Genomic DNA, 20,184 nt, shown 5'->3' on the forward strand with positions numbered 1-20,184 from the left:
ACGATGGTTATGACTCGTCACAAAAATTTGAATGTAACCCTATTTAGAAAGCTCATTGTCAATAAATTTATTATCACATTTACTAAAAATTAAAAAAAAATCACTTGCCTTTCGAGCAATTCTTGAGACTATCTCATGCACAACAACTATGGATCTAACTGAATGTATTTCTCATCACTAGATACACGCATTGACGACACTATATATAAAAATCTACGTCTTGGTTTTATCTGGGCATCTAAGATTTCTTTAATCACATTAATGTTAATAACCATCGTTATTTGGGTTGATTTTTTTAACAAAGAAAATAGTAATTTACTATTAACAACGGTGAATTTTGGGATTCAAGGCCTACTTTTTGTCTTCGGGTTAGTTTTTTTTGTACAAAATAAAACGCTTAAACATTATAAAATAATTTCATCTATTTATGCGTTACTGTTTGGAACAACGTGGGGAGGAGCGATTATCAACCTAAATAACTTAGGTCATGCCTATGTTATTGTTGAAATCGTCGGCAACCTATTATTTCTGGTGGTACTGCTCAGTTTTTATACCTATCGCATGGCTGTTTATCTCGCCACACTACCAATCCTTGTATTTACAACTTGGTATAGTATTGCGGATCCTAGGTTTGATCTACTTTTTGCGTTTACTAAACTCGCTATTACGATCATTATTATTGAATCAGGCCGACAATTACTCTTTAAGTGGTTTACGACCCGTATTAAACAAGAACACGAAAATCAGCGTTTACTGAAACAACTTGCGCAATTATCGTTTACAGACCAATTAACCAAAATTAACAATCGGCGTTTTTTTGACTTTACGATTGATAAGCAAATAATCAATGCAAAGCATCATCGTATTCCACTTTCAATTATTTTAATTGATGTGGATTATTTTAAACGCTTCAATGACACACAAGGACACGTTAACGGTGATGCCTGCTTAAAATCAGTAGCAACAACAATCAGCCGCAGCTTACTAAGAAATAACGATACAGTATCGCGCTATGGGGGTGAGGAGTTTGTAGTGTTGTTGCCAAATACAGATATAAACGGCGCACGTCGTGTAGCTGAACGCATTAAACAAAATTTAGCAACATTGGCGATCATACATCCATCTTCTGATATTAATGATTATGTTACTGTCAGCCAAGGCATTGCTACATGGGAAATAAACCAACGACCTAATCAATTCATTAATGAAGCGGATAATCATCTTTATAACGCGAAAGAGGCCGGCCGTAATCAGTATTGCAGCACAAAAAAATGAAATATGTGGTGGCATGATTACACGAAAATATGATAGTAACGGCATTCTTGTACTAACAAATAGCCAGCAATACATTTGTGAAAAGGTTTAAGGCATTGTCACTATTAAATCATCATAACGACAATAATGACTATGCCTTATTTTTTTCTTGCAACATTATTCTTCTTCATATTTTCTATTAGTATAAATAAAAGTTACGCACAACCATTTAGTATAATGAGTTGGAATATGCAGTGGCTATCACTCAAGCCAACCTCCCCCATTACACGATCGGCGGGTGATTATAATGCATTACAGCAATTATTTACGACTTATTCTCCTGACATTCTTGCTTTCCAGGAAGTTGATAGTGCCGATGCTTTATATCGTGTTATTGATAAACAGCAATATAAAATCTATCTTTCAGAACGAATTAACAATCCTCAAGACAGCTTCAAAAAAAACAATCAATATACGGGGTTTGCCATCAAACGAAATATTATTGTCGATGATATTGCTGATTTATCACAATTAAGTTCACCAGCTATAGCTATGGGTGTAACGATGCCATTTAGAAACAAATTACGTTATGGCAGTGTCATTCAAATAACGATTAATCAACAACCAGTTATACTACTCAACCTTCATCTGAAATCTGGTTGTTTTACTGAAAAACAACTCACCCAACAAAAAAGCAAAGCATGTAAGACTCTCACACAACAATTGATTTTAATTAAACAATGGATTAAAACTCAACAACGCCTATCAAAACCGTTTATTATTGTTGGCGATATTAATCATCAGATCACCGATAACCGACAATTTATCAATAAAATCACAGGTAATGCGGCTGTGGTTAATTTATTATCAGCATCTATTAACGCTAATTGTACAATCAAATTAACAACCAAAAAAACTCGCTATCGTACTTATCGCAAATTGATCGATCATCTTATTGCAACAACGAATATCAATGCGCTTAGCCAGCATCAAATCCAATATAATAAACAGCAGCTTTCACAATTTACACTCAGTGATCATTGTCCGTTATTGTTTGAGTTATCGATTACACCAATAGAGAACAATTAACTACTCAGCAGCATAACCACTATTATAATAACGTACATCAGGAATAATATTATGCTTATTAAGAAGACGATACATTGTGGCTCGTGATACACCCAAATCTTTTGCAGCAGATGCAACTTGCCCTTTATGAGTTTCAAGCATGGTCACTAGAACATCTTTTTCTGCTTCATCTTTTATGGTTCGTAAACTCTGCTTAGTGTTTATTTTTTTAGGTAAATCAAAATGTTCAAGATTTACTTCATTACTGTCATTTAATAATGAAACCCGTTTTACTTGATTAATTAGTTCACGAACATTACCAGGCCAGTTATACCGCAATAATAACTGCTTAGCTTCTTCACTATAATGCATAGCTCTAGTGCTATATTCTTTAGAAAATTTTTGTAAATAATATTCAGCTAATAAAATAATATCTGCACCACGCTCTCTCAATGTAGGGACAGCGACATGAAATACATTCAATCGATAATACAATTCTTTATTAAATGTATTATTTTTTACAGCTTGCTCTAAATCAACACTTGATGATGTAATAACACGCACATCCAAACACCCTTGATCATTTAATTTTTCATTTTCTGGCTGTTGAAAATAATTAAGTAATTTCAACTGTAATGACGTAGACAATTCTTCTACGCTATTTAATAAAACAGTACCACTCTTAATTATTCCACTATCATCCATATTTTGCTGAGGCTCTAAAAAACACATTCGTTGATCACTATCAGATAATGAAGAACAATTTATAATCGTCAAATCATCATTGCGCCGTTTACTTAACTTATGGATTGTTTTTGCTATGAGTTCTTTTCCAACCCCTTGTTCACCACTGAGCAAAACATTAACGTCGGTCATCGAAACACGTTTTACCATATCTCTCAAGTGCTTAATCGATTTAGATTCACCATATAGCCCTACTTCACATTGATGATTAGTATCAACCCAAGATGTTGATTCAATTTCTAACATTCCCAATTGATGCCCAGCAGTATCTAATAACTGGCTTGACGGTATCGGTGTAGAGAAGAAGTCGACACAGAAATTATTTATAAACTGGCAAATAGAATCAATCTTTAATTGCTCTTTCTTTATAATCGCGATCCACTTCACATGCTTGGTTTTATTTGCTCGTTGAGAAATACTGTTTAAACTAAAGTCATTATTACTTAAATCAACTATACATACACACGGGCTATATTCTTCTAATATCGCATCAGCTGTTCGTAGGTCATAGCAACAATGTGTTTTCCATCCGGCTTGTTCTAATAGTGCAATCCAAGGTTCATAGGTACACCCCATGGCAACAAGACGTCCATTACTCTTTTTTTTATCATTTATAGCTACCATTAGAGTCACCTTTTTAGAAAATAGCCATGATCAATTTATATTAAAAAATATAGGTAAGATCAGTGTATTTTGCATTGTATCAACCTTAAGAATAACAATAAAAATATACTAAGTTTGAGTTGTTAATAATATAAACACTAATATAGTTGTTATATTTCATTCAATTAATGAAAATATATGGGAAAATTATTCATATGATTTTTTTATCTTAATAAAAAACAAAAACAGAATATAATGTACTTTATTGTTTTATTTGTACATTTAAACACTCATGAAAATATAACAATTTAGGCATTAACCAAATAAGCTAACACCCTACAAATGCAGAAAAAGCAAGGATAACACAAGACGTTACTCCTCTTTTGTTTTATCCTTACTTAAAATAATAATGTGAAAAAATAGGACGACAGTATGTCTACCCCACTAGATGCTGCAATGATTGAAACAATTCAAAGTTTTGATGCAGAAAAACGTTACAAACACTTAGTGAAAGAAGTTGTTGCTAACCGTGAAATCTGGATTCTTATCGATGAGCATGGATGCGTTATGCTCAATACTGATGATGAAGATTGTGTTCCTGTTTGGCCAAATAAAGAATTTGCAGAAGCATGGGCAACAGGGGAATGGGAAACATGTAAAGCAGAAGCTATTTCATTAAATAAATGGCATAGCCGTTGGACTCACGGCTTAGAAGATGATGAACTTGCCCTTGTTGTCTTCCCTATTCCAGAACAAGAAGGTCTGGTTATCTACCCAGACGAACTGGATTACGAATTAAAAACATTAGCGAATAAGCATCGCTAACTGCAATTTTTCTATTAAGGCTAGCATGATGCTAGCCTTCTTTTTATACATTTACCCACCAATGGAATATTATGGACTCGCTCATTGAAGAAATCAGAAATACACCAAATAAAGTTAATTTTCAAGACGTTATAAACACTATCAATGATAATTATCATTACCAGCCAACTCAATTTATCAATGGTTCTACCAATGATGCTATGACTAATCTTGCAGGAACAAATGAAGGATCATGTAAAATATTTGCATTTGCACATTTACATTGCCTGTCTAAATCTGAAACGTTAGCCTGTTTTGGTGCATTTTATCGTGATGATGTCATTAAACACCCACAAAAGAATAACCATCAGAATATTCGTCAATTTATGATCTCAGGTCCCACCGGTATTCATTTTGAGTGCTTTCCCTTAAGCCTTAAAAAAGACGTATAAAAAACCACTGCTAATATTATTACAGTGGTTTTTATGGTGATGTCATATAATTTATAATGGCTTTTTACAATGACTACATGTTTGTGGTGGTTTCATAAAAAAGGGAGAACGGCTTGCCTGGCCACAACCGTCACAAAACTTTGTTGAACGGATAGTAAGTAAAGTTACAGGTACTAGCAGGATCAATATCGAAATCATCCATGCTGTAGGTGGTTGCATAAAAATAATAAAGCCACCAATCACAACATTACTAAACACGGTATAAATTGGCCATAAACGGCGCTTTTTCGCTACATCATTACCGCGCTGGAATAACATCACACTTCCTACTGTTAAACCTAGCCAAATAACAACGAAACCAATTAATAAATTTTCCTGCATTTTTTTCCCTTAAAAAATACGCCATATAAGTACAACACTTATTGAATACAAACCAAATGATAACTAGGTAAAATCGACTTACCTACTTGGTGCATTACACCAAAGATTAATCGTTATCTTGTTACTATGCCGTATTTTACCTCTATTTGATAACATCATTTATGACAAAAATCGCATGATATATACAAAATACCCGTGTGATTGCTAATAACCCGCTATGATTATGAATAATGTAAATAAACTGTAATAAATAATTCAAAAATATGAATATCAGCACAGTATTCAACTTCTGTTCAAGGTAAAGTTACTAACATGTAAACAGACACGCATTACAACTAACATACCTCTTTTTAGCTATACCCGTTTTTGTATGTTTTGATATTGCCTTTGCAATATTTTTAGGAGTTGTTTAATGAACATAAAATCTGTTTTACGTACAAGTTTTGTTCTTTTTTGTATGCTCAGCCGCACCGTTGTGGCAGCACCAGCGATCGCTCCCGCTTTTAATACCCATGACCAATCACAAACACGCCAGACACAAGCGAGCCGTAAAGCTTTCCAGCGTGACTTGAGTGGCTTATACAGCATTCAATCATGGCGAGATGATAATCTACGCCAGCCTTTTAATGATTTTGATGCACTTTATTTAGCATCAACTGACGCACAAGTAGAATTACAAACATTACTACAAAGTATCAGCCTTGCATCAACCACTAATATTATTATTCCGCAGATTAAATCAGCACAGCGTTCACAACAAAAAATTGCAACTGAATTGCAAGGTGAAACAGCTAAGATCACCGATATTGCGCGTGGCTCTATTGTTGCTCAGAATATTCCAGCACTAGTACAAGCTTATGAACTACTGGCAAAAGAAGTGACCATTGTTAGTGTAAAGAACCGTTTTAAGAACCCAACCCCATCAGGTTACCGTGACTTAAACGTGCTAGTTCGCTTACCCCATAGTCAAATTATTACTGAAGTTCAGCTTCACTTAGATGAAATCTCAACTATTAAAAATGGCCCAGAGCACGACCTATATGAAAAAATTCAACATATCGAACGTTTAGCACAGCAGCAACAACGCCCATTATCTGAGTTTGAAATAGCGCAAATTAATCAACTTCGTCAACAATCGCATCAACTTTACCAAACCGCATGGTTAGGTTACCTTCAACCACAAGCGGCATAAGGTACAATTAGAATAAAGTCATGGCGGTAATAATCTGCCATGACTTGCTTGATCATTATTTATGACTCTTTGCTGCAATGCGTATAAAATAAATGCCACACCAAGCATACAAAATATTGCTATCTTATGTTTATCTCTCCTAAATAGAACCCATCACCACATGAATAAACCCAATATCCTAACAACCATCAAAAGCTTTTCTACAATCGAACAAGCACTTGATTACTTTGATATCGGTTATGATAGTCAATTTATTCATGCTAACCGTACCCAATTAATTAAGCGATTTAACGGCTATTTAATATTAGAAAAACCCAAAGACTGGTTTGCAGCACGTAGAGCATTAAAAAATGCTTATTGCCGAGTACAACGTTCACAATTAGACAAAACAACGAGACAAGCTTGCCGAGGGTGTACTAGCTGCCAAAGACGATAATGGCATAATAAAGCACACTAAATAGAATATTAAATGTAAAAAATAAAATAACATACAACCATAAATATACCGTGTAATTATAACCAACAACACCAACTCTTTATCTTAAATCCCTTCTAAGAATAACGAAAGTTAAGACTAAATTTAGTCACTCACTATTTAATGTTTAATTATTGTTAATATTAATATAATTTTTTGTATTGTTCATTTTATGCACTTGGTATTGATAATGTTATTTATTTGACCGCAATCATAATTACATTAATTCGCTTCTGATTTGAATTAATTCCCATCGTGAAAACGTTTTCAATCTTCTATTATTCTTCGCCATATTAAATGGATGCTTTCCAATATGGAGATAAATGATGGTTACACTATTTAGCCTTATTGTTATATTCCTTGTAGGCTTACTGATTTACAAGAAGTACAACCCACAAACAACATTACTGCTTGGCGGTATTATAATGATGGCTGCGGCTATTCTTTTTAGTACTGGCACACCACTACCTGAAAACATTTCAAGCGGTAATCAATGGCTTGATATTTTTACATTCCTAAAAAATACCACAGCCAAAACAGTGGGAACACTGGGTCTTATTATCATGGCGGTGGGCGGTTTTGCTAAATATATGGATCATATTGGCGCTTCACGTGCTTTGGTCAATATTGCCATTAAACCATTAGGCTACTTCAAAGCACCTTATCTTGTTATGGCTCTAGGTTATATCATGGGCCAGATCCTTAATATTTTTATTCCAAGTGCATCAGGCCTTGGCTTATTGTTAATGGTTACTCTATACCCTATTTTAGTGCGCCTTGGCGTGAGTAAAATGTCTGCCGTCGCTGTTATTGCAACCGCCGCCTGTCTAGATTTAGGTCCGGCCTCAGGTAACGTAAATTTAGCGGCGCGTACTGCTGATATTCCGGTAACAGAATATTTTATTACCTACCAGCTACCTGTTGCCATTGCCACAATGATAACTATTGCAACGCTGCATTTCTTTGTTCAACAATGGTTTGATCGTCGCGCAATAGCTACTGATGAAGTAGAACTTCAAACACAAGATGATCACGTTGCACCACCAGCATGGTATGCATTACTGCCAATTATTCCTTTAGCATTAATTATGATCTTCAGCCCAATGGCGATTGCATCAGTAAAAATAGATGTGGTAACTGCAATGTTTATTTCAATTGCAGTCGCAATGGTGTGTGAAAGTATTCGTCACGGTGCAAAACCTATCTTTAAAGATATCTTGGTTTATTTCGACAGCATGGGTAAACAATTTGCACGCGTTGTAACATTAGTTATTGCCGGTCAAGTGTTTGCACATGGTATGAAAGTGATTGGATTACTAGATACTGTAATTAATTTCGCGATTAATGCTTCATTGTCTCCTGCAATAATGATTATTTTGATGGTTATTATTATTACTTTTGCCGCTATCTTAATGGGTTCAGGTAATGCACCATTCTTCTCATTTGCAGCGATGGTACCTGACATCGCAAATAAGGTTGGTATTAACGCGGTTGTTATGTTGATGCCAATGCAATTAGCTTCAGGTATTGCTCGTTCAATGTCACCTATCACTGGTGCAATTGTCGCAGTAGCCGGAGTCGCTGATGTGTCACCATTTGAACTCGTTAAACGCACCGCAATTCCGATGATTGGGGCGTTAATTGTTTCAACAGCAATGTCACTAATCATCGGCTTGTAATACAAGCAATAAAATAAAGAAAAACCCTGCTAGTTATTATAATGATAAATAACTATGCGGGGTTTTTTATTATCTCTTATTTACATTAACAAATAGGGTTAAATGCGCTCCCAAGGGCCATTTACATTGCCGGGGTTGTCACCTTTTGTCCACCATTTGGCGCGGTAATTATTATCTTCAAAGATAACTTCATCACCACCACTATACGTTTTAGATGCTGACCACCCACCAACTTCGCCAGTATCCTCTTCTACCCATACAGAGGATGTTCCAGGGGTTTCGCCTTTCGTCCACCATTGAGCAGTATAAGTAACACCGTTATAGACTACGGTATCACCACTGTTATAAATAGTGTCGGTATTCCACGTATCACCAACAGCACCACCATCCGCTGCCACATTAACAACCACCGTTTGTTGGGTCGATGCTTCACCATCAGAAACCGTAATCACAACATTAACGGTCGTATCTGTTGTTACAGTTGGCGCAGTAACAGTAATTTTTGCACCAGTTTCAGTAACAGCTAGTTGTCCGGTTGATGCAGAATAAGTAAGCGTATCACCGTCAGCATCAGTCGCGGTTACTGTTATAACGACACTCTGACCACTTTTAACATCAACCGTTGCTGGTGCCGTTAATTCAGGCGCTGTATTTTCAACAACACCAGACCCCTTCACATTAACAACGACAGATTGCGTTGCACTCTTACGGCCATCGGTCACTTTAACCACTACCGATGTCACGATATCAGTCGCAGTATTTGGTGCCGTATAAGTCACAGTTGCAGTACCATCTCCGTTATCAGTCACTTGCGCTTCTGTCGAGCTAAAGCTTAGACGATCACCATCGGTATCGGTTGCTGACACACTAAAGCTGATAGTCTCGCCAGACATTACGGCTTGCGCACTCGGTACAGTTAACTCAGGCGCTGCATTAGGTGTGGTATTGGCACTAAAAACATCATCGATAGCTTCTGCTAATGGAGAACTAAGCTTCGTACATTCTTTTAACTTAGTTCCATGATTAATAAATGTGCCTTCACATTGAATATCACCGTGTACTTGCCATACAATTACGCCACCTAGGTCATTATCTACAATGTACTGTGCTTTTTTCTTAATAGATGGAACATCATCATAACTTAAGAAATATTTACCTTTCACAGCATAAGGGACTTCGGCATTTGCATCCCACTTATGCTCCCAGCCTGACGTTTTAACTATATAATTATAGTTTGGTGAACCTTCAAATTCTTTCCAGTTATCAACATCAACGGCACTGAGTAATGGACCATCAACAGACATATTATAAATACGCTTATCCGTTGGTGCGCCTAAATAAGCTTCAGCTTCTGTGGTCTGAACGCCACGACCATAAAACGCAGCACCAAAATTAATTTTTTCTGATGGAATGCCTTGCTCTGCCATCCAAATACGGAGAGTTTCTAAATCTAATCCTGCATATTCTTCTTCTGGATATGGATACAATGGCGCATTATGACCAGTAACATTTGACCATGCTCCGTTAAGGTCATACGTCATCATGTTAAAATAATCCATTGATTTAACCAAACGAGGCCAATTAAAACCTTCAAGTTTAGCGGTAGATGCTGAGAATGCGGCAGTCAATAATTTATCAGGACCAATACGTTTACGAATATCTTCCATTAGCTGTTCGAAATTAGCAAAATCAGTAGGATCGCCTGCAAAGTTCATTCCGCCAAACCCTGGATATTCCCAATCAATATCAATACCGTGGAAACCTAATGCCATTAACTTATCGAGATCTTTCAGGAAACGGGCTTTTTTAACAGGATCGGCAGCCATTTCAGGGAAGTGCTTAGACATACTCCAACCACCGAGTGATGCCATAACCTTAACACCTTTCTGATTAGCAAGATCAATCAAACCTGGTGCGCCACCTTCTTTTTTTAGAGGAATAGGCATATTACCTTCAATACCCGTTGGAGTATGAAGCCACCCTTGGCCACTTTTAACAAAACCTTGTGCTTTAACTTTCGCTAAATTCTCCGCATCCCATGGTTCATCAACAGGGTATTGATGAATATATTCCAACTCACCCCACAAAATATGGAAATCCCAGCTGGAATACACATCAGGATGTAATAATGGTCCCGGCTCTTGGACACTACCTGGCTTATAAATTTGCTTATTACGTAAATCACCACTGTGTAAAGTTCCGTCTTTAGCGACCCCAAAAAATGAGAAGTTAAGAATAGAATAGATATCCATATCTACGTTTAAATGGGTCGCTTCACCTTTTACTGAAAAACCAGCATTAGTGCCTTTCCATGCTTCCCATTGCGTTAAATAACCAATCACGTTTTTATTATGACTAGGGGCAGCCTGCACTTGAGCCGCAGTGCTTGCCAATAAGAAACCCGCAATAATGCTCGCAACTTTGGTTTTATTAAATCCCTTTTCCATTTTGTGCTCCACGTTATGATTAATAGCTAATTGCCATTTCAGTTTTTATAATTTCAACTGTTTTTATAACGATCAGTAATGATATTTCTCATTAATAACCAGAACACAGTGTGATCGATCTTTTTTAGTTTAGCGAAAAAAAATCATATCTTTAGGCTCAATAGCTAACATTTATGCAACAAACAAGTGAAATAACATCTATTTTTAGCCACAAGATTCAAATAAAATCGCGTTTTAAAGCTAAAAATACAAAAGCAAACAGAGATAATATTTATATAAAAATATCATTCTACAAATAAAAAAGGGGCTTCTAGGACAATATTCGTCAGCAGGGAAATATGAAGCATAAAAAAAGCGAATCGTACGAAACGACCCGCTTATTTTTTAATTAATAATTGCAACAATATATTGATTATTAACGAATAAATCGATTATAAACAAATAATAGAATGAAAGCGCCCAATGTGGCAGTAATGATACTACCAATATTTACGCCTGTTGCGTGACCAAGTCCGATAAACTGACCAACAAAACCACCCACAAAAGCACCACCAATACCCAGTGCCATTGTTACAATCCAACCGCCACCATCTTCACCTGGCATTAACCATTTCGCTAATGCACCAGCAATTAAACCTAAAATAATCCAAGATATAATGCCCATTTTCTTTCCTCAATTGGCTAATTCTTCACTCTTAAAGAGATGATGTGATTATGGTACAAATAGACATATATCACACTATTGAGTTCAATAAAAATTTCATATCAATAGAAAAAAATCATAGATCAAACTTATTCATCATCATTTATAGACTTATTAATAGCGATTTACTGGCTTATAGTTTCGTGTTTCAAGTAAACTACAGCCTGTTCAATAAGCGTTAATGACGCACATTTTTTATTCAATAAATATAGAGAGTGACATTTAATGAAGTACCAATGGATTTTATTTGATGCTGATGAAACTTTGTTTCACTTTGATGCATTTCACGGCCTTCAACTGATGTTTTCTCGCCATAATGTCACGTTCACTCACGCTGATTTTGAACATTATGAAACCATTAACCGCCCATTATGGGTTGATTATCAAAACGGAAAAATATCAGCAACGGAATTGCAAAATATTCGTTTTAAATCATGGGCAGCAACCCTTTCTCTATCAACAGAACAGCTTAATCATGATTTCTTAATGGCAATGGCTGATATTTGTACACCATTAACCGGAGCCAAGTCACTTCTAGAGGCATTAAAGCCACATGCGAAATTGGGTATTATCACCAACGGTTTTACTGCATTACAAGAAATTCGATTACAACGCACCGAGTTTAAAGATTTTTTTGATGTGCTAGTTATCTCAGAACAAGTAGGTGTCGCAAAACCTGATATTCAAATTTTTGATTATGCTTGTCAGAAAATGAACATGACGCAACGTCAAAATATTCTAATGGTTGGTGATAACCCGCAATCAGATATTTTAGGTGGAATCAACGCCGGAATGGATACTTGTTGGCTTAATAGTGAACAAAAATCACAACCAGAAGGTATTTACCCAACCTACACCGTATCTTCACTTACTGAATTACAAGTACTGCTATTAAACCAACAATAAAGATCCACCTTTATAAGTGACCAGATGCTATTTCATAATGACAGTAATTCAGTTGTTTATATGGCATCTGGTCAGTGAAGGTAAAAAAAGTACCGTTTATTTTCTCATCACGCTTTACAAGTGTGCCAATACCGATTAAGTTTAAACCTCATTTTATTTAGAGCGTATAAGCTATGTCTCAGAACATTAACAACAATCAGGATGCTACAACCACAGCAACCTTACAGATTGCTTGTGCGCTAAACTCTGTCGTCGTCGTCATTCTCTGACGCTGACGGTTAACTTATTCGTCAGTAACGCTGGCGGATATGAATTTCACTTCTAAATTATCTCTTCCAGCATACTGACTCAGATTGTTTTATTTGAATTAAGGTATGTCATTTGAAAAGAAAAGAACTTGCAGCCATCGGTTTTATGACCTTTGCATTATTTCTCGGTGCTGGTAACTTAATATTCCCTCCCCTTATGGCACAGCAAGCGGGTGAAAACTGGCTCATTGCTATTGCTGGGTTTCTACTAACTGCTGTTGGTTTACCCGCATTAACACTTGTCGTTCTTGGTCGTTTATCTTCTGCTGACAAATTAACGGCGGCATTACCCAAATGGATGGATCGCTCGTTTTGGTTTTTAGTATTAACAACACTTGGGCCTGCTTTTGTATTGCCTCGTGCTGTGACCGTTGCCTATGAAATGGGAATAAAACCGTTTTATTCTGGTAATGGATTAATGGTTTTCTCTGCTGTTTTTTGTGCTCTTACATTAGCACTAGCTCTCAAGCCTGGTAAACTTGTTGATTATATTGGTAAGGTAATGACCCCTGCACTGATTGCAATGCTAGCACTACTGGCCATTTCAGCAGTAATAAATCCATTAGGCTCACCGACAACCGCCACTGAAACTTACCGTCAAGCTCCTACTGTGAATGGACTTATTCAGGGTTACATGACATTAGATGCTATCGCTGCGGTTGCTTTTGGTTGGGTTATCATTCAAACAATTCGTAATACAGGAGTGAAATGCGACAAAGCCATTTCTTACTACACTCTTCGCATCGCCCTTATTTACGCATTTCTTATGTCACTTTGCTATCTTGCAATGGGATATTTAGGCGCAACCTCTTCTGATATTGCACCGCAAGCAACCAATGGTGGCGAAATTCTTACCCGCTATGCTGCTGGTGAGTTTGGAACATTAGGTCAACTGTTATTAGCAACAATCACTCTAATGGCATGTTTAACGACGACTGTTGGTTTAACTAATGCTAATGGTGAATATTATAAAAACACCTACGGTATAACATTTAAACTTAGTGCAACGGTAATAATGGTACTCACTGCCATTATCTCTAACGTAGGTTTAGAAACCATTATTCAAGTAAGTCTACCGGCGATCTTAATTTTATGCCCAATTGCAATTTCGTTGATTATTTCTACTTTCTTTATTGGTAATCATTCAACACCAGAACAGCGTCAAATCTCGATTAGCCAAACAATCGTCGTTATTGTTGCAACATTATTTGGCAGCATTGATGCGTTAAATATTTTAGGTAAGCTACCAGCTAACATCGTATCATTTGCTGAACATTGGTTACCGTTATTTAGCTCACATGCTTCTTGGCTCGCCCCTGTTGCCATCACTATTCTTATCAGTAAATTATGTTCACGCGAGTACAAAAGTCCTGATAAGGTTGCAATAAACTAAACTGTAACCACAAATTATCATTAAGAGGGCTAGTAAATTACTAGCCCTAGCATTTATATATTAAATAAAAAACAACGATAACTAACAATAAAAGCAATCGATATCACCCCCCAAAAAAAACAACCCCGAAACAACATAACCATATGATAAGAAAGAATATTATCCTTATAGCATTATAATAATCCAAAAAAAATTAAAGAAAGTTATTTACAACACTAAGTTTTCTTTATATTTTTAACTCGTAATTCACTTATTTATTAATAGAAGTTGTTAACTTATGCATTCAATACGATTTGAATATAGAAAACAAAGATACTTAACATCAACGATAGCGGCTAACGCTTGGGTTGGTGTTGCTTCTATAACGATAAAAAAAACATCACGAATTATTTCCGCTTTTATCCTAGTGATTATTCGCTAGGCTGGCGGGCAAGCTTCCGTCAGCCATGCTGATGGGAGATAGTTTCAACTCTTCATATCTTCTTTCAGCAAACCTGCGGAACCCTTATTAACGAAGTAACAGCAATATAATACTTTTAAGCTATTAGTTACTATTCAATATTTACTACAATGCAGGTATAACATTTGAAAACACAAGACTTACTCGCTATCGGTCTCATGACCTTCGCCCTTTTTCTAGGCGCTGGTAATCTAATCTTCCCTCCGGCGATGGGCTTAGATGCAGGTACATCATTAACGTCAGCTATGAGCGGCTTCTTAGTCACCGCGGTGGGTTTACCCGCTTTTACTATTATCGTGCTTGGCCGCATTGGTAGTACTAAAAACCTGACTAAAGCATTACCTAAATGGTTAGGAACAACATTTTGGGTACTCTTGTTTACTGCAATTGGCCCAGCATTTGGTATGCCACGTGCCGTTACCGTTGCTTATGAAATGGGATTAAAACCTTTTTTCAAAGCCGATCATCTCGTTGCGTTCTCTATCGTCTTTTCAGCTTTAACCTTAATTTTAGCGTTTAAGCCCGGCAACTTAGTCAGTTACATTGGTAAAGTAATGACACCAGCACTGATTTTACTTTTAGCGGGTTTAGGACTTGCCGCATTCTTTTCACCACTAGGCGTACCAGCTGCACCTTATGGGGATTATCAACATAGCGCTGTTACCAGTGGTTTAATCCAAGGTTACATGACTATGGATGCTATCGCAGCCGTTGGTTTTGGTTGGGTTATCATTCAGGCGATTAAAGAAAAAGGTGTTGTTTCACAAAAAGGCATTGCAAATATCTCGTTTAAAGTTGCGATGATCTATTTTGTTCTTATGGGTGGTTGTTATATTGCGATGGGGTATGTTGGTGCAACATCAACCTCAATTGCAACCCACGGTATGAACGGCAGTGTGATCTTAACCCGTTATGTTGCAGGTGAGTTTGGCGCCTATGGACAATGGATATTAGCTGCGATCATTATCATGGCATGTTTAACCACTACCGTTGGCTTAACCACTGCTTGTGCTGAATATTATCAGCAAACCTTCAAGGCTTCGTTTGGGTTTACTGCAACAATTATAGTGGTATTAACCGGTATTATTGCTAACTTCGGTCTTAATGATATTTTGAAAGTCAGCTTACCTGCTATCTTGGTTCTATGTCCGATTGCCATAGCCTTAGTTTTAGCATCATTAACAGCATCAGCCGTGAATGTTTCAACGTTGACGCATACTTCGGTATTAGTCACTGCAATGATCTTTGGCTCTGTTGATGCCATTAGTATTTTAGGCAAAATGCCAGCAGATCTTAACCAATTCTTTAACGAAGCATTACCACTATACCAAGCGCATGCTAGTTGGTTATTACCAACATTATTGATTTTAGTTATGACAACAATAATGGCACGATTACCTATCGTTGCACGTAAGTTTAATATTGTTGATTACCGTTTAGATTCAGTAACAAACAATTAATTTACAAGCGCGTAATGATAATTGGGGTTATCACAGCGCGCTTTTAAATTCTACATTAAGCTGCCATAAAAAAGCCTCTCACTGCTCTTCATTAATGATTGAGGCAGTAAGAGGCTTTTTATTACGCCAAGATCACATGATCTTATTCAGGTAAACGTTCACCTGTCATGAATGCGTGTAAGATTTCAGGCGTTAATTCACCCGCTTCTTCTAAACGCTTAAGCTCTGCCACAATTTTCTTTTGATCATCAATCGATGGAATCGGCAATTCTGGCTCTTTTTCATAATCATCAGGTAACGATATATTAAGATCGTGCATGGTAAACCCTTGGTTATCTAAAACAAATTAAAACTCATGCGATTATACACTGAAAATCGACCAGAGTTCAGCTTTACCACATTGTGACAGCTGAATTACAACGATGCTTGATGTTGAGCAATTAATCGATCCATTGTTTCTTGTGCGCGTAATTGAGCATGTTCAAATGTTTCTTCTTGGCTCATTGGTTCAACCACTTCATAGTAACATTTCAATTTAGGCTCAGTGCCAGAAGGACGCACAACAACACGTGCACCATCTTCTAAATGATAAATCAATACATCACTGATCGGTAAATTAATTGCTTCTACAGAACCATCTGCAAATGTACGTAATGATGTTTTAAAATCTTCCGTACTATGAATTGCTAATCCTGCAATCGCTTGTGGTGGCATAGCGCGTAATGAATCACCAATTGGAGCCGCGGTTGGATCAAGAGCAATACTCCGTTGAGCATTAATATATAAACCGTATTCACGATAAATAGCTTCTAATTGATCCCAAACCGTTTGCCCTTTTGCAGTTAATTCCGCTGTTAATTGTGCAAATGCGACTAATGCAGACAAGCCATCTTTATCCCATACTGTTGAGCCAATGGTATAACCTAAGGCTTCTTCGTAAGCAAATAAGAATTGATGAGTGTCAGTTTGACGCTCCATTGCAACATTGGTTAGCCATTTAAAGCCCGTTAATGTTTGGTAATATTGTGCTCCAAGCGCCGTGGCTATTTTACCTAATAAGGTTGACGAAACAATCGTATTACCAACTAGGCTCGCAGATGGTTGAACATGGTTAAGTAAATAATAACCAAATAATGTACCTACTTGATCCCCTGTTAGCATCTGATATTCACCATCAGTACGGCGAGCAGCAACGGCGAAACGATCAGCATCTGGATCATTTGCACATGCTAAGATAGCACCATGCTGTTTGGCTTCTGCAATAACAAGATCCATAGCGCCAGGCTCTTCTGGATTTGGAAATTTAACCGTCGGGAAAGCGCCGTCGGGCTCTCGCTGAGCTGCAACACTATAAACATGAGTAAAACCAGCATCTGCTAATAAGGTTTCAGCCATCTCAGCGCCAACACCATGCATAGCCGTATAAGCTAAGTTTATCGCTTGTGGATTATGATGATTATTTAATAATGGTGTTGCGTTTATAGCTTGTCGATAATCTTGATAATAAGCATCATCAAGCCACACTAATAACCCTTTTGCTTCCGCCTCTGCTAAATCCATGAGATGTAAATCAGATTGGGTAGCTTTATCTATTTCAGCAGCAATACTGGCATCATGAGGTGGAATAATTTGTGCGCCGTTATTCCAATACACTTTAAAGCCATTATAAGCTGGTGGATTATGACTAGCAGTCACCACAACAGCGGCGGCGGTGTGTAAATGCTTAACGCCAAAAGCCACAATTGGGGTTGCCGCTACTTTGATAGTAAGATAAACCTTAATGCCTTGTGCAACTAATACTGCTGCCGTATCGTGAGCAAATTGGCGTGAATCAGGGCGCCCATCATAACCAATCACTACCCCTTTATGAGCAGCGTTGCTATCAGTACGAAGTAAATATTGACCAAGACCTGTCGCTGTTTCTTGAATAACTAATCGATTCATGCGATTAGGGCCTGCACCAACAACACCTCGTAAACCTGCAGTACCAAACTCTAAACGACCATTGAAGCGATCGGCTAATTCTTCTGTCGCATTATCTGCAACTAATTGTTGTAATTCTTGACGTAATTTAGGGTCAGAGTCACGTTGCAGCCAACGTGTTATTTCATTATTCATTATTGTTATCCTAGTACGTTTATCATCATAACAATGCTATGATAATGACTGACCATGAGGGTGTTTACAGACACTATCATCGTACATCTATTTATCATTATCATCGTTTAAGCAATGTAAATGATAAATACTCTCATTAAAATATGCTCTATTGGCTTCAATTACAACAGCCTTGAGGCAACATTTAGTGAGCAAACGATTACTTTTATTTGAGTATATTCGTACTAATTATGCATCATATTAAAACAGTAATACCTAAAACGTCTCTCCGCCAAATATTTTGAATATAAAAAAAGCCTCAATCGAGGCTTTTTTCAAATTACAGTTTTACCACATCAAATCATCTGGAATAACAAAATCTGCATATGGGTCATCTTCATCGACAATACTGTCATCAACCACATTATTAAGCACAATTGATTCTTGGTCACGTAATGCAATCTTATCGGCAACAGCGGCAGGAATAACTTCATAGCCATCAAGATAACGGGCAATCGCAAGGCGGCCATTAACAAGCTGCTTTTGTATTAGAGTATCAACATAAATTTTCTTCACCGTCGTACCATCGGTAAAGTTATAACCAATATCACCGTTATTACGATCTAAACGGTTCATTTCGATTAGTTGCTTAACTTGTGCTAAAAATGCTTTCTGTTGCGCATCTTCATCTCGCTGACGATTGAGTGCTTTGTCTTTCTCTAATTGAGATACACGGTTTTCCTCAACAGCAGCCTTTGCTTCTTTCGCTTGTGTGCGTGATTTCTTTGTTGTCTTACCGGCTTTTTTTAGCTTTTTCTTATCGATAAGACCTGCTTTTAGCATTTGCTCTTGTAGGCTTAGCTTTGCCATTGAAACTCCATCAATTATTCGTTACGACGAGTGACTCTTCCACTCATTGATTAATGAACGCCATTATCTCTGTTTGCTCTAAAACAGGTCAAGCATTGCTGCACATTGTGGTCATTATTTCCAAAATAATTTTGTCACCCTGATCACATTTAAGCAGGAATGCTTATCATCACAACATGGCTTATTTTCACATTAAAATGTCATAAAATGCTGAATATTTAATCTTATTTTTGTATTATTATTAATAACATGCTTATTAATACATTTAATAAGGAACATCATATGAGCTTATTAGATCTTGTGCGTGGCATTTATATATCACGATTTTTAGTAACCGCATAATAATCTTATCGAGCAAAGGATCTTAATTATGAATATGGTAGAAATTATTCGTCTTGGGGCACAATTTTTTAATCAATCACGTGCAAATACTCAATCTACCGATGAAAACAGTATTTTCGCTGCATTATCATCTTTACTAGGAGGGAATGAACAAGGTCAACACGTTGATCTTCAAGCTTTTATCAAAACCCTTCATCAATCAAATTTATCCCATATCGCTAACTCTTGGCTAAGTAACGATATGAATGCTACTCTTTCAGCTGCCAATATTACCACCCTCTTTGGTGCACAAAAGCTGACTACATTAGCCTCACAACTGCATATGGAAGAGCCAGATCTCATTATTGGCCTACAAGATGCATTGCCGACTATGATAGATCAAGCCAGCCCTGGTGGTGATATTGACCATACTTTACTTGTTCAACCCACAGGAGAAATTAATAGTATTGATGATTTAATGGATATCAATAATCTTAAAAATTTCGCCTCAACTATTTTTAATAAAAAATGATGTGTTAGCTCTATTTATAAGCCGCAGCATCTAAA

At 36.9% G+C, this 20,184-nt stretch carries 18 protein-coding genes; 11 read left to right on the forward strand and 7 right to left on the reverse strand.

Features of this window, described 5'->3' with window-relative positions; genetic code table 11:
• Window positions 1–162: 162 nt before the first annotated feature.
• Together ACJZU6_RS14845 and ACJZU6_RS14850 are read left to right on the forward strand one after the other, a co-directional pair.
• Entirely contained in the window at window positions 163–1,275 is a 1,113-nt protein-coding gene (locus ACJZU6_RS14845; RefSeq protein ID WP_408901279.1) for a GGDEF domain-containing protein, read from the forward strand.
• 228 nt (window positions 1,276–1,503) lie between these two features.
• On the forward strand, window positions 1,504–2,343 hold the full coding sequence (locus ACJZU6_RS14850; protein ID WP_408901280.1) for an endonuclease/exonuclease/phosphatase family protein: 840 nt from the start codon (window positions 1,504–1,506) through the stop codon (window positions 2,341–2,343).
• On the opposite strand, the gene ACJZU6_RS14855 is transcribed toward ACJZU6_RS14850, so the two are convergent.
• Complete coding sequence (locus ACJZU6_RS14855; protein ID WP_408901281.1) at window positions 2,344–3,690, reverse strand: sigma-54-dependent transcriptional regulator; 1,347 nt, start codon at window positions 3,688–3,690, stop codon at window positions 2,344–2,346.
• Between the two features lie 411 nt (window positions 3,691–4,101).
• Here ACJZU6_RS14855 and ACJZU6_RS14860 point away from each other — a divergent pair, with 411 nt between their 5' ends.
• The gene (locus ACJZU6_RS14860) at window positions 4,102–4,494 is read left to right on the forward strand and encodes a DUF2750 domain-containing protein (RefSeq protein ID WP_080155706.1); all 393 of its coding nucleotides are present in this window, start codon (window positions 4,102–4,104) and stop codon (window positions 4,492–4,494) included.
• A gap of 71 nt (window positions 4,495–4,565) precedes the next feature.
• Window positions 4,566–4,925 carry a HopJ type III effector protein gene (locus ACJZU6_RS14865; protein ID WP_408901282.1) on the forward strand — a complete coding sequence of 120 codons (360 nt, stop codon included), beginning with the start codon at window positions 4,566–4,568 and terminating at the stop codon, window positions 4,923–4,925.
• Between the two features lie 51 nt (window positions 4,926–4,976).
• Here the strand turns inward: ACJZU6_RS14865 and ACJZU6_RS14870 are convergent, their stop codons facing one another.
• The gene (locus tag ACJZU6_RS14870; RefSeq protein WP_080155704.1) at window positions 4,977–5,306 is read right to left on the reverse strand and encodes a hypothetical protein; all 330 of its coding nucleotides are present in this window, start codon (window positions 5,304–5,306) and stop codon (window positions 4,977–4,979) included.
• A gap of 412 nt (window positions 5,307–5,718) precedes the next feature.
• On the opposite strand from ACJZU6_RS14870, the gene ACJZU6_RS14875 reads away from it, so the two are divergent.
• From ACJZU6_RS14875 to dcuC, 3 genes are all read left to right on the forward strand, one after another.
• The gene (locus tag ACJZU6_RS14875) at window positions 5,719–6,498 is read left to right on the forward strand and encodes a RelA/SpoT domain-containing protein (protein ID WP_080155703.1); all 780 of its coding nucleotides are present in this window, start codon (window positions 5,719–5,721) and stop codon (window positions 6,496–6,498) included.
• A 160-nt stretch (window positions 6,499–6,658) separates the two neighbouring features.
• Window positions 6,659–6,934: a nitrogenase-stabilizing/protective protein NifW gene (locus tag ACJZU6_RS14880; protein ID WP_080155702.1), complete on the forward strand. Its 276-nt coding sequence runs from the start codon at window positions 6,659–6,661 to the stop codon at window positions 6,932–6,934.
• Window positions 6,935–7,296: 362 nt separating this feature from the next.
• On the forward strand, window positions 7,297–8,652 hold the full coding sequence (dcuC, locus tag ACJZU6_RS14885) for a C4-dicarboxylate transporter DcuC (RefSeq protein WP_235865757.1): 1,356 nt from the start codon (window positions 7,297–7,299) through the stop codon (window positions 8,650–8,652).
• A gap of 98 nt (window positions 8,653–8,750) precedes the next feature.
• Here the strand turns inward: dcuC and ACJZU6_RS14890 are convergent, their stop codons facing one another.
• Both ACJZU6_RS14890 and ACJZU6_RS14895 read right to left on the reverse strand, forming a co-directional pair.
• Complete coding sequence (locus tag ACJZU6_RS14890) at window positions 8,751–11,099, reverse strand: glycosyl hydrolase family 18 protein (protein ID WP_408901283.1); 2,349 nt, start codon at window positions 11,097–11,099, stop codon at window positions 8,751–8,753.
• Window positions 11,100–11,514: 415 nt separating this feature from the next.
• The gene (locus tag ACJZU6_RS14895; RefSeq protein ID WP_080155699.1) at window positions 11,515–11,763 is read right to left on the reverse strand and encodes a GlsB/YeaQ/YmgE family stress response membrane protein; all 249 of its coding nucleotides are present in this window, start codon (window positions 11,761–11,763) and stop codon (window positions 11,515–11,517) included.
• A gap of 264 nt (window positions 11,764–12,027) precedes the next feature.
• Between ACJZU6_RS14895 and yjjG the strand changes: the two genes are divergently transcribed.
• The 3 genes from yjjG (at window position 12,028) to brnQ (ACJZU6_RS14910) (ending at window position 16,329) form a co-directional block, all read left to right on the forward strand.
• A complete protein-coding gene (yjjG, locus tag ACJZU6_RS14900; RefSeq protein WP_408901284.1) occupies window positions 12,028–12,708 on the forward strand; it encodes a pyrimidine 5'-nucleotidase in 681 nt (226 codons plus the stop codon).
• A gap of 381 nt (window positions 12,709–13,089) precedes the next feature.
• Window positions 13,090–14,409, forward strand: a complete 1,320-nt coding sequence (brnQ, locus tag ACJZU6_RS14905; protein ID WP_080155697.1) for a branched-chain amino acid transport system II carrier protein — start codon at window positions 13,090–13,092, stop codon at window positions 14,407–14,409.
• 585 nt (window positions 14,410–14,994) lie between these two features.
• Window positions 14,995–16,329 carry a branched-chain amino acid transport system II carrier protein gene (gene brnQ, locus ACJZU6_RS14910; protein WP_107276254.1) on the forward strand — a complete coding sequence of 445 codons (1,335 nt, stop codon included), beginning with the start codon at window positions 14,995–14,997 and terminating at the stop codon, window positions 16,327–16,329.
• A gap of 142 nt (window positions 16,330–16,471) precedes the next feature.
• Here the strand turns inward: brnQ (ACJZU6_RS14910) and ACJZU6_RS14915 are convergent, their stop codons facing one another.
• The 3 genes from ACJZU6_RS14915 to ACJZU6_RS14925 form a co-directional block, all read right to left on the reverse strand.
• The gene (locus tag ACJZU6_RS14915; protein WP_080155695.1) at window positions 16,472–16,648 is read right to left on the reverse strand and encodes an ATPase; all 177 of its coding nucleotides are present in this window, start codon (window positions 16,646–16,648) and stop codon (window positions 16,472–16,474) included.
• Window positions 16,649–16,743: 95 nt separating this feature from the next.
• The gene (locus tag ACJZU6_RS14920) at window positions 16,744–18,447 is read right to left on the reverse strand and encodes a phospho-sugar mutase (protein WP_408901285.1); all 1,704 of its coding nucleotides are present in this window, start codon (window positions 18,445–18,447) and stop codon (window positions 16,744–16,746) included.
• Between the two features lie 327 nt (window positions 18,448–18,774).
• On the reverse strand, window positions 18,775–19,296 hold the full coding sequence (locus ACJZU6_RS14925; RefSeq protein ID WP_080155693.1) for a DUF2058 domain-containing protein: 522 nt from the start codon (window positions 19,294–19,296) through the stop codon (window positions 18,775–18,777).
• 370 nt (window positions 19,297–19,666) lie between these two features.
• On the opposite strand from ACJZU6_RS14925, the gene ACJZU6_RS14930 reads away from it, so the two are divergent.
• Window positions 19,667–20,149, forward strand: coding sequence for a YidB family protein (locus tag ACJZU6_RS14930; RefSeq protein ID WP_080155692.1), 483 nt, complete (start codon window positions 19,667–19,669; stop codon window positions 20,147–20,149).
• Window positions 20,150–20,184 lie beyond the last annotated feature (35 nt).

This window comes from Photobacterium piscicola (assembly GCF_046058925.1).
In the GTDB taxonomy this organism is placed as follows: Bacteria; Pseudomonadota; Gammaproteobacteria; order Enterobacterales; family Vibrionaceae; genus Photobacterium; species Photobacterium piscicola.

Bases quoted from the DNA above. Each gene is read 5' to 3' on its own strand.
- ACJZU6_RS14845 (WP_408901279.1), top strand. From the start codon at position 163: ATGTATTTCTCATCACTAGATACACGCATTGACGACACTATATATAAA.
- ACJZU6_RS14850 (WP_408901280.1), top strand. From the start codon at position 1,504: ATGCAGTGGCTATCACTCAAGCCAACCTCCCCCATTACACGATCGGCG.
- ACJZU6_RS14855 (WP_408901281.1), bottom strand. From the start codon at position 3,690: ATGGTAGCTATAAATGATAAAAAAAAGAGTAATGGACGTCTTGTTGCC.
- ACJZU6_RS14860 (WP_080155706.1), top strand. From the start codon at position 4,102: ATGTCTACCCCACTAGATGCTGCAATGATTGAAACAATTCAAAGTTTT.
- ACJZU6_RS14865 (WP_408901282.1), top strand. From the start codon at position 4,566: ATGGACTCGCTCATTGAAGAAATCAGAAATACACCAAATAAAGTTAAT.
- ACJZU6_RS14870 (WP_080155704.1), bottom strand. From the start codon at position 5,306: ATGCAGGAAAATTTATTAATTGGTTTCGTTGTTATTTGGCTAGGTTTA.
- ACJZU6_RS14875 (WP_080155703.1), top strand. From the start codon at position 5,719: ATGAACATAAAATCTGTTTTACGTACAAGTTTTGTTCTTTTTTGTATG.
- ACJZU6_RS14880 (WP_080155702.1), top strand. From the start codon at position 6,659: ATGAATAAACCCAATATCCTAACAACCATCAAAAGCTTTTCTACAATC.
- dcuC (WP_235865757.1), top strand. From the start codon at position 7,297: ATGATGGTTACACTATTTAGCCTTATTGTTATATTCCTTGTAGGCTTA.
- ACJZU6_RS14890 (WP_408901283.1), bottom strand. From the start codon at position 11,099: ATGGAAAAGGGATTTAATAAAACCAAAGTTGCGAGCATTATTGCGGGT.
- ACJZU6_RS14895 (WP_080155699.1), bottom strand. From the start codon at position 11,763: ATGGGCATTATATCTTGGATTATTTTAGGTTTAATTGCTGGTGCATTA.
- yjjG (WP_408901284.1), top strand. From the start codon at position 12,028: ATGAAGTACCAATGGATTTTATTTGATGCTGATGAAACTTTGTTTCAC.
- ACJZU6_RS14915 (WP_080155695.1), bottom strand. From the start codon at position 16,648: ATGCACGATCTTAATATATCGTTACCTGATGATTATGAAAAAGAGCCA.
- ACJZU6_RS14920 (WP_408901285.1), bottom strand. From the start codon at position 18,447: ATGAATAATGAAATAACACGTTGGCTGCAACGTGACTCTGACCCTAAA.
- ACJZU6_RS14925 (WP_080155693.1), bottom strand. From the start codon at position 19,296: ATGGCAAAGCTAAGCCTACAAGAGCAAATGCTAAAAGCAGGTCTTATC.
- ACJZU6_RS14930 (WP_080155692.1), top strand. From the start codon at position 19,667: ATGAATATGGTAGAAATTATTCGTCTTGGGGCACAATTTTTTAATCAA.